Genomic DNA, 13,399 nt, shown 5'->3' on the forward strand with positions numbered 1-13,399 from the left:
GGAAAAATGGCGCGGTAAGCATCAATAAGATTATCGCCAACGGTTCCAGCGCCCACAATCAATAGGTTTTCAGGCTCTGGATTTGCCAATAGTTTTGCACCCAAAACGCTATCGCCAGCTGTTTTCCACTTGGTGACAATATCGCTTTCAATCATCGCCTTGGGCGTGCCGGTCTCATCGTCAAAGATCAACATAGCGCCCTGCACAGTTGGCAAATTGCGCTGCGGGTTATCAGGACTGACGGTAACTGATTTGACGCCTTGGCCAAGTCCTTGAATGGCCGCAGCGCGTGAAAGAAGGGTTTTGTTGCCGCAGTCCAAAAACTGATCGCCAAGTGTCGCCTTAGGCAATTTGTGGCCTGCTATGATTGCATCACAGATCATTTGCCAATTCATAAGGTGATCTGCGTCGGTCGATTTAATAAATTGTATGTCCATGATCGTGAATGCATCCGATATCTTAAATGTGAAGCTGCTCGTGACCATGCATAAAAATGAATCGGGCACAACCATTCACGATACCGTCGATACAATCGCGATGAATATTACCGGTAATTAGCCGGTAAAACATTCATCCGCTTACAGCAAAATTTGCCTTAGAAGGTAGAGATGCAAAAACCATCTTGTTCGTCATCAATGATTACTGATACCGTTATCAACGACATAAATGACTGTGACCTCGTAATAGCAGACCTTTCGGAATTAGCTCCAAACGCTTTTCATGAACTGGACAGACGGCACGCCGCGGCGAAACCCACTATACATATGGCAACAATGCGGATAAAATGACCGCACTCCATTTTGCCCACAAGGTCCATTTGGGCTGTTACCATCCGTTCTATCCATTAGCACCATTCATATACAAAGGTCGCTGGCTTTCGTTAATGTAAGTCCACGCTATAAAACGACTTGTTTTTTGTCCCTGCGCCATTTCGACTACTTTGTAATCATCAACGTTTGCTTTTTCTAAAATTTTATAGAGTGGCTTGAGGTTGTCTTTTTTCGATACCAACGAACTAAACCAAAGGCACTGATCGGCGAATTCCGTGCTCTGCTCCACCAAGCTTGATATAAACTTTATCTCGCCGCCAGGGCACCAGAGTTCAGCGTTTTGTCCTCCAAAATTGAGTTTTTTTGAATGCCCTTTACCAAGGTTTCTCCACTTACGTTGGGTGCCTTTCGTCGCTTGTTCCATCGAAGCGTGGAAAGGCGGGTTGCACAGAGTGATGTGAAAGGCATCGCCGGGTTGGATCGCACCTTTCAAAATATTCTCAGGATTCTTTTGTAATCTGAGGGTGATTTGCAGCTTGTTGGATTTGCAAATTTGCTCTGCCGATTTGATAGCGATCGGGTCTATATCGACGCCAGTGAAGTGCCAGCCATATTCACTCTGACCCGTAAGGGGGTACACCAAGCTCGCACCGGTGCCGATGTCCAACGCTTTGATATGACGGCCGCGAGGGATTTTTTGATTGTTGTCACATGCAAGCAAGTCCGCAAGATAGTGAATGTAGTCAATTCGACCAGGTATCGGCGGGCATAGATAATCGGCGGGAATATCCCAAAAATTTATATTGTAATAATTCCTAAGCAACGCTCGATTAAGCATACGGACTGCCAACACATCTTTAAAATCAATAGTCGTCTGACCAGCTGGGTTAATGACTGTAAATGGCTCAAGTTCAGGCGATTGCGCGACCAAACGCACAAAATCGTAATCTGCTCTGTGTTGATTGCGGGGGTGCAGCTTAGTTTTAGTGGCCATTCAGATGCCCTAGTTGATGTTGTTGTAAGTAATCAGCCAGACCAAACGATCTGATTGTAGTCTCCGTCCTTATGTACTCAAAACGGAAGTCCAGTATACTTCAGCACAGGCTCGATTGAATTGACATAGCATTAGAATTATAAGCCCGCAGCCAAACTTTGTTGGACTGTGGCAAACTTGCGGAACAAACTACAAATCAAAGGTTCCATTTTTGCTATAATTGTTTCAAACATCGCCCTTATTCAGCCTCATTGTCTGAGCGCTTCACCACACCATTGCGATGAACTATGACACCAAGGCAACCACTTTCCATTTTAAAAGATTTATACGGCTACGATTCTTTTCGAGGATCACAGGCCGAAATCATCGATCATGTCATCGATGGTGGCAGCGCGTTTGTTTTGATGCCTACTGGTGGCGGAAAATCTCTTTGTTATCAAATTCCCGCGCTGTGCAGAGATGGTTTGACTGTCGTGGTGTCTCCGCTGATCGCTTTAATGCAAGATCAGATATCAGCGCTAGAGCAAATGAATATCAAGGCTGCCACAATCAACTCATCCATGAGTTCTGAGCAAGTCTCAAACACATATCGGCAGATTCAAGCAGGTGCGTTAAACATGCTATATGTCGCCCCAGAGCGACTTTTAATGCCAGAGTTTTTAAGGCTACTAGATAAGTGTGACCTAGCGCTGTTTGCAATTGATGAGGCGCATTGTGTTTCACAATGGGGGCATGATTTTCGCCCCGACTATGCGGCACTATCTGTGCTGGCCGAGCGCTTTGCGCATGTGCCACGTATCGCACTTACAGCAACAGCAGATGCCCCTACCCGCAAAGATATCGTGGAGCGACTTGGGCTGGAAAACGGTCGCACTTTTGTTAGCGGGTTTGACCGACCAAATATTCACTACACCATCGCGCTACGCAGTTCACCACGGCAACAAGTGTGGAAATTCATTCAAGAGAACCACGCAAACGATAGCGGTATCATCTATTGCATATCGCGCAAAAAGGTCGATGAAATTGCAGCATGGCTTAGCCAACAGGGTGTAAACGCACGGCCCTATCACGCTGGACTTTCAGCCGACGTGCGTGCTGAAAATCAACGCGAGTTTTTACGTGGCGAACAGATCATCATGGTTGCCACAATTGCATTTGGCATGGGCATCGACAAACCAGATGTGCGTTTTGTGGTTCATATGAATATTCCCAAAAACATCGAAGCTTATTATCAGGAAACAGGACGTGCTGGCCGCGATGGGCTGCCATCGAATGCGCTTATGCTCTACGCAATGGAAGATGCCGCGATGCAGCGCCAATGGATCGACAGTTCTGATGCCTCTGATGAGCAAAGTCGCATTCAACACAAAAAACTCAATGCGCTGCTAGGCTTATGTGAAACCGCCACCTGCCGCCGCCAGGCGCTCTTGAATTATTTTGATGATTCTTGTGAACCTTGTGGGAATTGCGACACCTGCGAAAAGCCGCCTAAAACATTCGATGCAACAGTATTGGCACAAAAGGCTATCTCTTGCGCCTATCGTACCGGTGAGCGTTTTGGTGTTTCTTATCTCACTGATGTGTTGGTCGGCGCAAAAAATGATAAAATCCGTAGGTTCGGCCATGACCAAGTTTCAACTTATGGAATAGGCAAAGATCTCAGCAAGTCGGAGTGGCAAAATATCTTTCGTCAACTCGTATCTATGAATTTTCTTGCACCAAATGCTGAGGGTTATGGCAGTCTGGAAATCACCCACACTGGACGTTCATTTTTAAAAGAAAAATCTACACTCTCTATGCGTGAGTATGTGAAAACCAGCGAAACAGAGCGTACTCAACGTAGCGACAGAAAGTCTGCGCCCGTCTTCAAGACTACTGCAGATCAAACGCTTTACGATGCCCTCAAGGCCTCACGAAGTGAATTAGCTAAAACTCAGAACGTTCCTGCCTATGTTATTTTTCACGACAAAACGCTTGTTGAGCTAGCCCAGCATAAACCCAAGTCCCTCCAAGCGATGCTCACCATAAGTGGCATTGGTGAAGCTAAATTGGAACGCTATGGAAAACCGTTATTGAGCGTCATCATTAAACACAGCAAGACATGATAAGATAGATAGCGTGACGAAATTTGGCTGCAATTGCCGCAGCGCAAGATGCAATTAATTTGAACGACCACTTTGCGGTGTAGTTTCAATTGGTCACTACAACGCGACACACCAAATAGATGGCTGGCACTTACGGCCCATGACAGACCTTGGTGCACCTTGCAGCGAACGGCAGCTGTGAGCCCAAAATGCTCGTTTTCTGCGATGCTTGTGAATGTTGGCTAACCATCGACCAGCAAGTTGCTAACAAGCGCTTTCATTATCTTGTCAGTAGCCTGTTCTTCACTCCAGCTACAATCTTCCGTGAGTAGCCCCCAAACCTGAACGCTGGATTGTGTCCAAACAAAGTCAGCGGCATGTTCAGGTGTCCAATATTCCTTGAGCGCACCGTCCCGCTGCAGGCTGCTTGTGAGATCACGCAGCCATTCCCGCAGATCTGACATGCGATCTTCCCACGCTGTCGCGGCCTCGTCATCTGTATCGCGAAGACGGATCAGGTCATTCGCCACCGGGAATATTTTTGGAACGAAATCCAACCAAGCGCGGAGTGTCGCCATCAGACGCTCCTTCGGGTTTGGCAGAGTAAGCGCCTCATCAAAGTGCTTTTTAATTTCGTATTGCTGGTCTGCCCAGCGGACCAATGCAACAAGCATTCCGCCCCGAGAGCCAAAATGCAGATAGATGGTTTGCCTACTAATCCCTACAGTTGTCGCAATCTGAGAAACCGAAATATCCGCACCTCTTTCAGAAATCAACTCCCAGGCAGAGTTGAGTATTTCAGATTTGGTTTTCCTGCCTCGCGCATTACTTGACACGTGTAACGATTCCTTTTATTGGCTTTAGCGACACGTGTAACGTAAAGGAAATTACCCATGAACGTCAATGAAATACTCGATACTTTTGTGGCCCATTATGGCGAGGGCTCCTCCGGAAACGCGCCTAGCCGTGTCCAATGGCAGCGCATATTGGACCGTGATTCAAACAAACCGTTTGCACTAATCAACTTTTTCAAATTCAACGAAACTGCAAAGTACAGTGACGACAAAGAGCCGAGCGTTAGCGGTGATGTCGCCTTCCAGCGTTACGCGGATGTGAGCATTCCATCAATGCAAAACGCGGGTGGTGAGTTTCTGTTGGTAGCGCCATTTGCCGGAAGCTTTCTCGGAGACGATCAAGACTGGGATCTGGTAGCCATTGGGAAGTATCCAAACCAACAAGCGTTCCTCAACCTATATGGAAACAAAGACTACATGCAGGCCTTCGTACATCGATCAGCCGCCGTCGCCCGGCAATCAGTTTTGGTAACTGAAATGTAACTTACGGAGCTGTTTCCCTCTCATTTCCGTTGCATCATCCACACTTAAACCAACCAGACAATGCAATCAATTGAGGACCAGTTTATAAACACTGGTCTTCATCGCTGCCGAAATATGCAAAAAGCAGCCATTGGTGAGGGCGCAGAGAACGGCAGCAAAGTCCGCATAGCAGACTTTGGTGCACCCGCCGCGAAATCATACTTACCGCCCAAAGCGCCGCTCACTAATCTTTAAACACATGTCGATTTCGTGCTGCCTCTCGGTTTTGTGTCTCATCATTTAAGTCATGAGGATAATGATGAGCGAAAACAACTCCTTAGGAAATCAAACCAATCAGTCAACTAGGCGTTGATGGCGAACAATTTATCACAACAAAAGTTCACTTTCTGGACGCTGAACGAATCCTTCACGCGGTGCGTTCGGATTACTAATATCATCAAGCAGCATCTTGCCCATCATGGCACCGGCTTCGGCAATATTCTCGATAATCGTATCAACTCGCGGGCGAATATGATCGAACACACGAGATGTTTGTTTCGCAACAATATCTACATCCCGACCAACAAGCAGATCATGATCGCTCAAACAGGCCATAATCGTCATGGCCGCAACTTCGCCTGCACACACAAACCCATCAGGGCATGTGCCCTTTTCGATGCGCCGTGCAATGCAGGCGTAAATTTCTTCTGGTGCGCTATCAAGATTAACATCATCAGGCACTTCATAGGACACACCAATATCAGCTGCCGCCGACGTGAAGCCATATTTGAGGTGTCCATAGAAAGTAAATTTTCGATCTGGCATAACGGCGAACAGCCGTTTTCTGTTCTTATTCGCGAGCTGCGAAACTGCAAGGCGTGCAAATTCTTCATTATCAAAATCAACAAATGAATGCGTCGAGGATAATTCAGTGCGCCCATGGCAGACAAAGGGGAAATTATTTTCAATTAACAACCGAACACGTTCATCAAACGGTTCTGTGCGTGAAAATATGATGCCGTCAGCCATTTTATTACGAACAATTTTTTCAATTGTTTTGATTTCAGTGCTTTCTTCAAAACTGGGCGTCACAAGCAAATTGTAATTGGTTGCCCGAAGCGCCCTACTTAGCCCCAATGTCAAAGAATTAGAAAACCCCAAAATCTCATCATGCGGACTAAGAACAAGGCTAATGACATTGGTTTTACCGGTTCTAAGGCGCTGAGCGGCGCGATCTGGCACATAACCGATTTCTCGCGCAGCATTTTCCACCAGTAACCTAGTCTTAGCAGCAATTTCCGGCGCACCGTTCAATGCTTTAGAAACAGTTGTTACAGCAAGACCTGTTTTTTCTGCCACCGTTTTAAGGGTGGGCCGCTTTGTAACAGCTCCAGTGCCAAGTTTCATTATGGTACCCATTTACAACGTTGTATTACAGTCACAAGAAAAACATATATACAAAGGTACAATAGATCAATCAGAATGCTTTATACTAAGGGTTTCCTGCACAACCGCACCCAAAATCTTCGTGGTATCCTAGTTGACTCTCACAAATTTATAACGTTATAAATTTGCAGGGAGGCGTTTATGCCCCTGAGTTTTGGAGGAAAATTCTATGAAAATGCGTAATTTTGCACTCAGCGCATCAGTCGCGGCAATGATCGCTTCGTCCGTCACAATCGCATCTGCAGACGATGTTGAAGTACTACACTGGTGGACAGCAGGCGGCGAAGCTGCCGCTTTGAACGTTTTAAAAGAAGATTTGGCTGGCCAAGGTGTTGGCTGGAAAGACATGCCGATCGCAGGTGGTGGTGGCACGGATGCCATGACTGTTTTGCGCGCACGTGTGACCGGCGGCAATGCGCCAACTGCGGCTCAAATGCTCGGCTTTGACATTAAAGATTGGGCTGGCAGCACAGGTAAGCTCGGCAATCTGGATTCTGTCGCTGAAAAAGAAGGCTGGAACGACGTTGTACCAGCAGCTTTGCAGGACTTTTCCAAACATGACGGTCACTGGATTGCAGCGCCCGTAAACGTGCACTCAACCAACTGGGTTTGGATCAACAAGGAAGCTTTAGATGCCGCTGGCGGCAAACAGCCTGAAACTTGGGAAGAGCTTATTGCTGTTCTGGACGCGATGAAAGCAAATGGCATCACGCCATTGGCGCATGGTGGTCAGGCATGGCAAGACGCTACCATTTTTGACGCTGTTGTTTTGGGTGTTAGCCCTGAGCTTTATAAAGCTGCATTCATTGATCTGGACGAAGCTGCACTTGGCGGCGAGCAAATGGTCGAAGCATTTGACCGTATGGCAAAGCTGCGCACTTATGTTGATGACAACTTCTCTGGCCGTGATTGGAACCTTGCTTCTGCAATGGTGATCGAGGGCAAAGCTGGCATGCAAATGATGGGCGACTGGGCCAAAGGCGAGTTTTTGAAAGCCGACCAAGTTCCAGGAAAAGACTTTGTCTGTATCCGTTTTCCGGGCACACAAGGAAAAGTTACTTTTAATTCTGATCAGTTCGTTATGTTTGATCAAGGTGGCGCATCCGAAGCACAATTAGCAATGGCATCATCTGTTATGAGCCCGACATTCCAATCTGCTTTTAACGTTGTTAAAGGGTCTGTTCCGGCACGCACTGACGTTCCAAACACAGACTTTGATGATTGCGGCAAAAAAGGCATGGCAGACTTTGCTGAAGCCAATGCTGCTGGCGGTCTATATGGCTCAATGGCACACGGCCACGCAAACCCTGCCAGTGTTAAAAATGCGATCTATGATGTTGTGACAGCGCATTTCAATGGTGAATACGATAGTGCAGCGGCAGCTGAAGAACTTGTTTCTGCAGTAGAAGCAGCCAAGTAACTGAAACACTGGCCGCGTCACCTCCCGGCGGCTCGATCGGGAGGCTCACAGATTCCCATATCTGTTAGCCTCCCAATTTTGGATATCGAAACATGAACCGTTTACAACAATGGTTGCCGCGCCTTGTGCTGGCACCCAGCTTTTTCGTCATATTAGTGTTTGTGTACGCTTTCATTTTGTACACTGGCTATCTGTCATTCACAGATTCCAGAATGTTACCGTCCTATGGGTGGGTTGGCTTTGAGAATTATACGAAGCTATTTGCCTTGCGTCATTGGAATACCGCTCTTGTAAATTTAGCGATTTTTGGCGTTCTATATATTGGCATTTGCTCCGTGTTGGGACTTTTTCTGGCAATACTACTCGATCAGAAAATCAGAGGCGAAGGCTTCATACGTCCAATCTATCTTTATCCAATGGCCCTATCGTTCATCGTTACTGGCACCGCTTGGAAATGGTTTCTTGATCCCGGCATCGGCATTGAAAACACCTTCCACAACTTGGGCTGGACGAGCTTTCATTTCGATTGGATCAAAGACCGAAACTACGCCATCTATACAGTTGTCATCGCCGCCGTTTGGCAATCATCAGGCTTTGTTATGGCGATGTTTTTAGCTGGCCTACGCGGCGTTGATAATGAAATCATTAAAGCGGCTCAAATCGACGGCGCCTCACCTGCTCGCATCTATCGTAAAATAATTATCCCGATGATGCGTCCTGTTTTCCTATCAGCCTTTGTTGTGCTCGCACACCTTGCCATCAAGGCGTATGACCTCGTGATCGCACTGACAGGCGGCGGCCCTGGCCGCGCAACAGAAGTACCCGCGACATTCATGTATTCCTATACATTTACCCGCAATCAGATGGGCGTCGGCGCCTCCTCAGCCATCATTATGATGATCATGGTTTTCTCGATCATCATTCCATATTTGTACAGCGAACTTAAAAGCGGAGACAACCGATGACCCGCTCCATTTCTCAAGACAATGCCGTGAGCAGCAGCCGCATGACGCGTGCGCTCATCTATGCCGTGCTCTTGGTTTTTGTATTTTACTATTTGCTTCCACTTTACGTGATGGTGGCAAACTCTTTCAAACCGCTTGATGAAATTCGCGGTGGTGATTTGATGGCCCTGCCAAAGGTTTGGACACTTGCACCTTGGGCATCAGCTTGGTCATCGGCTCAAATCGGTGTCGAGCCAACCGGCCTTAAACCCTATTTCATCAATTCAATTTTGATCGTCGTTCCAGCAGTATTTCTCTCAACTGTTTTTGGTGCACTCAATGGCTATGTCCTCACGAAATGGCGCTTTAAGGGGGATGGAATTGTTTTTGGCATGATGCTGCTTTCTTGCTTCATCCCATTTCAAATCGTCCTCATACCTGCTGCAAAGGTACTTGGCTTTTTGGGATTAGCTGGCACCCTCAAGGGGCTGATACTAATCCACTTCTCAGCTGGCATTGGGTTTTCAACGCTCTTTTTTAGAAATTACTATGCCGCCTTTCCTACTGAATTGATTAAAGCTGCCCAAATCGACGGCGCATCATTCTTCCAAATATTCAGGCGTATTTTGCTGCCTAGCTCAGCGCCAATTATTGTAGTCACCGTGATTTGGCAGTTCACAAATCAGTGGAATGACTTTCTATTCGGCGCGTCATTTTCAGGCTTTGGCACAACACCCATGACTGTTGCACTAAACAATCTCGTAAACTCCTCAACAGGTGTAAAAGAATACAATGTGCATTTTGCAGGCGCAATTCTCGCCGCTTTGCCAACGCTTCTTGTTTACATCGTTGCTGGAAAATATTTCGTTCGCGGCCTAATGGCCGGTGCTGTCAAAGGATAATAAAGTGGCTTCTTTAAAAATCAAAAATCTTCACAAATCCTACAGCTCCGTTGAGGTTTTAAAAGGCATTGATCTTGAGATTGAAGACGGCGGTTTTCTTGTTCTTGTTGGCCCGTCTGGTTGCGGAAAATCAACGCTTTTAAACACAATCGCTGGCTTGGAAGAAATCACGTCAGGCGAGATTCAAATCGGTGGAAAATCGGTCGAAGGTCTGCACCCTTCCAAACGCGATATTGCTATGGTCTTCCAATCCTACGCTTTATATCCAAACATGACAGTTGCTCAAAACATCAGCTTTGGCATGGACATTCGCGGCATTGATAAAGCCGAGCAAAAGAAGGCCATCGACAATGTATCGTCAATTTTGCAAATCGGTGAATTGCTTGACCGCAAACCAAGTCAGCTTTCCGGCGGCCAACGCCAAAGGGTTGCGATGGGGCGCGCATTGGTGCGCGATCCGCAGGTCTTTCTATTTGACGAACCTCTGTCCAATCTGGATGCAAAACTGCGCGTTGATATGCGCACAGAAATCAAGCGCCTTCATGCGCGTATGGGAACCACAATTGTCTATGTAACGCACGACCAGATTGAAGCACTTACCCTCGCCACAAAGATCGCTGTTTTGAAAGACGGATATTTACAGCAATTCGGCACGCCTGATGAAGTCTACAACGATCCGAAAAATGTGTTTGTCGCCACATTCATGGGTTCGCCTTCTATGAATCTAATTGAAGCTGTCGTTGCAAAAAAAGGCGAAAACCTTGTCATTCAAATCGCTTCAAACGACAACAACAGGTTTGAACTGCCGATCAAGAACATAGCCGCGCTTGAAGATTATGTTGGTAAAAGCGTTCTTTTTGGCATTCGCCCTGAAGCGCTTACAGACCGCGAAGGCGCTGACAGAACATCCGATCAAATCGCACATCAAGACTGCATGATTGAAGTTGTTGAGCCTGCAGGATCAGATACTTTTGCGGTTATCAATCTGGGCGGCAAAGAAGCGATCGCGCGGCTGCGTGCAGATGCAAAAATCACAGCAGGCGAACAAGCAAGCCTTGCGTTTAATATGTCGAAAGCTGTGTTCTTTGATCCAGCATCGACCCTACGCATACGATAAATGCAGCCATGACAATGTCAGCATCGGTTCAACAGCAGCGCGAAACATGCTGCATTAATCTGTTTACAGATAACGCAAGTGCTGAAGTTTTCACCTGCGGTGCAAGTGTTCATCACTATGCCGTGCGACAAGCAAATGGATGCGTTTTCAAGCCATTTGCGGAGGCAAAATGGCTTGATAAATACCGCCATTTATCGCGATCAGATGTGCCACGCCATCTGCAAATATTAGGAGGCGAGTTTGCCTGCGTTCCGTTCGGCACAACATCGCTCGATACTGCTCATCACGGCTATTGCGTCGACCATGATTGGCACGTCACTGCACGAACTGAAAACGCTGTAACGCTTGAAATCAAGTACCCCGAACATCATGTGGTGCGCCGCTTAAAACGGCAGATCACGCTTGACCCTAAAACCGATGCACTTGATTTCACATTAGAAATCAAGCCGCGCAAAGACTGTCAATTACCGGTGGGAATACACCCCATTTTCAAAGTTGCAAATGATATGAAAATCGCACCTCCATTTTTCGAACATGGAGCAAGCGCACCTTGGCAGATTGACGGAAATGACAGGCGTGAACTTTCCTCTGGCGCAAAGCTAAACCCGCAATCCCACTTGTGGAATAATATCGGCGTTGCCTGTAATGAATTGCTACAAATTTGGAACGTGCGTTCTAACATTGCCCTGCACTATCCGTCTGAGCAAACAATCGTGCATTTGAATTGGGACCAAAACGATCTGCCGCATTGTCTTTTCTGGCTCGCAAATCCGGGGCTTGAACAAACAGGCTTGGGCGCTGGTTTTACAGGTCTTGGCATAGAACCAACCCATTCGTTTTTCGATCAGAACGACCAAGCAGGCAACCACCTAGCTTTGCATCAATGTGAACAAAACCATTTTGGTGTGCCCCTCGTTGCCGATCAAATATGGACAACCTCTTATCAAATTTCATGCCGTCAATCCGGCCCATCGGAGAACTTTTTATGAAACGCTCGCAAATCAATGAGATTTTGAAACAAGGCGATGCCTTTATTCGTTCATTTGGTTATGTTCTGCCGCCCTTTGCGTACCAGACGCCAGAAGAATTGAAAGCAAGCGACCACGCTATCCTGAAAGAGCGCGGCATGGGCTGGGACATTACGGATTACGGTCAGGGCAGATATGACAAGATGGGTCTGTTTCTCTTCACGGTGAGAAACGGTCTTGTTCAAGACATCAAAAATGGTTCTGGCATGCTCTATGCTGAAAAAATTATGATTAGTCGCAAGGATCAACTATCGCCAATGCACCGGCATTTTCTAAAAGCGGAAGATATTATCAACCGCGGCGGCGGCACACTTGTCTTAGAATTGTTTGCAGGCGCAGCAGACGGCTCCATTGACCGCACCTCTGATGTTGTTGTTCCCGTCGATGGGCGGCTTAAAACACTACCGGCAGGCGGCCTTCTCAAACTTAGCCCAGGCGAAAGCGTCACACTTATGCCCGGCGTATGGCATGCATTTTGGGGCGAAGGCGGCGACGTTCTGATCGGCGAAGTATCAACGGTAAATGACGACCGTCTCGACAATGATTTTGAAATGAAAATCGGCCGTTTTGCAGATATCGAAGAGGACGAAGAACCGGTACATTTGCTTGTGTCCGACTATGAAAAATATTTATAAAAAATAGTCATTGCCAGAGGAACTTTAAGCAGGTGTGAGAACCACGCGTGCAATCATTATGCCGTGCGCAAAATGCCCCAATAGTTTAGCGACTGCTCCCATAAAGTTATAAAGTTGGGTCAGTTTAGGAAATGTCGTTTATAGCTAAATTGGTTGAAAATGAAGGCATAAATGTACGAGATTTTTTCAAAACTGCTATTGGCCGGAAACGGCCCATTGCTTGTTCTCGATGAAAAAAATGTAAATGTGAATTCTCTACTGGTATACTCTTATATTGCTCTGCCCTCGCTGACGACGTCTGTCAAAGCCTCTAAAAGGCAGCGTCTTAGGGGGAATAGCCTATCTGTGTTGGCCTCTTAAAACTGTGCCACTATTTGAAAGTTACAGGGAGAAACAAGGATGGCTCGTAAACAGCATTCAAACGAGGATGCGCTAAAGATATTACGCGAACACTAGCGTTTCATCTGTATGTTTCGGAAAAGAAGTTTCGACCATCTCAACAGCTTTATTCACCTGCACCTGCGAGCCAGCAGAAAAAGCGTACTTGGTCTTTCGTTCAGATTAAATCGAAAACTATTTCAGCTGAAACTCAGTGACTTACAGTTCGATATTTTTCACTGAGCACATGGAGCGTTATGGCGCATTTCGCAAACTCAAAAAGAGAAAAGCTGTAAAAAACAGCTCAAAAGCAATTAACTGCGACTATAGCAGACCTTGAAAAGTACCATTCATACCCAAAAATG

At 46.7% G+C, this 13,399-nt stretch carries 12 protein-coding genes and 1 pseudogene; 9 read left to right on the forward strand and 4 right to left on the reverse strand.

Translation table 11 applies throughout. The annotated features are described in order from the left end of the window. Positions 1–437, reverse strand: a pseudogene (locus tag C504_RS0113855) (ornithine cyclodeaminase); the annotation flags it as partial. Here C504_RS0113855 and C504_RS19030 point away from each other — a divergent pair. Continuing rightward, the gene (locus tag C504_RS19030; RefSeq protein WP_018689961.1) at positions 436–558 is read left to right on the forward strand and encodes a hypothetical protein; all 123 of its coding nucleotides are present in this window, start codon (positions 436–438) and stop codon (positions 556–558) included. The pseudogene C504_RS0113855 and the gene C504_RS19030 overlap by 2 nt on opposite strands. Positions 559–837: 279 nt before the next feature. Here the strand turns inward: C504_RS19030 and rlmF are convergent, their stop codons facing one another. Further along, positions 838–1,764: a 23S rRNA (adenine(1618)-N(6))-methyltransferase RlmF gene (rlmF, locus tag C504_RS0113870; protein WP_018689963.1), complete on the reverse strand. Its 927-nt coding sequence runs from the start codon at positions 1,762–1,764 to the stop codon at positions 838–840. A 287-nt stretch (positions 1,765–2,051) separates the two neighbouring features. Here rlmF and recQ point away from each other — a divergent pair, with 287 nt between their 5' ends. Continuing rightward, a complete protein-coding gene (gene recQ, locus C504_RS0113875; RefSeq protein ID WP_018689964.1) occupies positions 2,052–3,869 on the forward strand; it encodes a DNA helicase RecQ in 1,818 nt (605 codons plus the stop codon). A 221-nt stretch (positions 3,870–4,090) separates the two neighbouring features. Here recQ and C504_RS0113880 read toward each other — a convergent pair whose 3' ends face one another. Continuing rightward, a complete protein-coding gene (locus tag C504_RS0113880; RefSeq protein ID WP_083923194.1) occupies positions 4,091–4,684 on the reverse strand; it encodes a TetR/AcrR family transcriptional regulator in 594 nt (197 codons plus the stop codon). A 57-nt stretch (positions 4,685–4,741) separates the two neighbouring features. On the opposite strand from C504_RS0113880, the gene C504_RS0113885 reads away from it, so the two are divergent. After that, positions 4,742–5,185 (forward strand): DUF1330 domain-containing protein, encoded by a 444-nt coding sequence (locus tag C504_RS0113885; protein ID WP_018689966.1) that lies wholly within the window; start codon positions 4,742–4,744, stop codon positions 5,183–5,185. Positions 5,186–5,551: 366 nt separating this feature from the next. Here C504_RS0113885 and C504_RS0113895 read toward each other — a convergent pair whose 3' ends face one another. Further along, the gene (locus C504_RS0113895; protein ID WP_018689968.1) at positions 5,552–6,571 is read right to left on the reverse strand and encodes a LacI family transcriptional regulator; all 1,020 of its coding nucleotides are present in this window, start codon (positions 6,569–6,571) and stop codon (positions 5,552–5,554) included. 250 nt (positions 6,572–6,821) lie between these two features. On the opposite strand from C504_RS0113895, the gene C504_RS0113900 reads away from it, so the two are divergent. The 6 genes from C504_RS0113900 (at position 6,822) to C504_RS0113925 (ending at position 12,656) form a co-directional block, all read left to right on the forward strand. After that, on the forward strand, positions 6,822–8,030 hold the full coding sequence (locus tag C504_RS0113900) for an ABC transporter substrate-binding protein (protein WP_425393385.1): 1,209 nt from the start codon (positions 6,822–6,824) through the stop codon (positions 8,028–8,030). Positions 8,031–8,122: 92 nt separating this feature from the next. Continuing rightward, a complete protein-coding gene (locus C504_RS0113905; RefSeq protein ID WP_018689970.1) occupies positions 8,123–8,995 on the forward strand; it encodes a carbohydrate ABC transporter permease in 873 nt (290 codons plus the stop codon). Beyond that, on the forward strand, positions 8,992–9,876 hold the full coding sequence (locus C504_RS0113910) for a carbohydrate ABC transporter permease (RefSeq protein ID WP_018689971.1): 885 nt from the start codon (positions 8,992–8,994) through the stop codon (positions 9,874–9,876). Before C504_RS0113905 ends, C504_RS0113910 begins: the two co-directional genes overlap by 4 nt. Positions 9,877–9,880: 4 nt before the next feature. Next, positions 9,881–10,993 (forward strand): ABC transporter ATP-binding protein, encoded by a 1,113-nt coding sequence (locus C504_RS0113915; protein ID WP_026317517.1) that lies wholly within the window; start codon positions 9,881–9,883, stop codon positions 10,991–10,993. Between the two features lie 14 nt (positions 10,994–11,007). After that, a complete protein-coding gene (locus C504_RS0113920; protein WP_018689973.1) occupies positions 11,008–11,982 on the forward strand; it encodes an aldose epimerase family protein in 975 nt (324 codons plus the stop codon). Next, the gene (locus C504_RS0113925) at positions 11,979–12,656 is read left to right on the forward strand and encodes a D-lyxose/D-mannose family sugar isomerase (RefSeq protein WP_018689974.1); all 678 of its coding nucleotides are present in this window, start codon (positions 11,979–11,981) and stop codon (positions 12,654–12,656) included. The genes C504_RS0113920 and C504_RS0113925 overlap by 4 nt, the downstream gene beginning before the upstream one ends. The last annotated feature ends 743 nt before the right edge of the window (positions 12,657–13,399 follow it).

It is taken from the genome of Ahrensia kielensis DSM 5890, from assembly GCF_000374465.1.
In the GTDB taxonomy this organism is placed as follows: Bacteria; Pseudomonadota; Alphaproteobacteria; order Rhizobiales; family Rhizobiaceae; genus Ahrensia; species Ahrensia kielensis.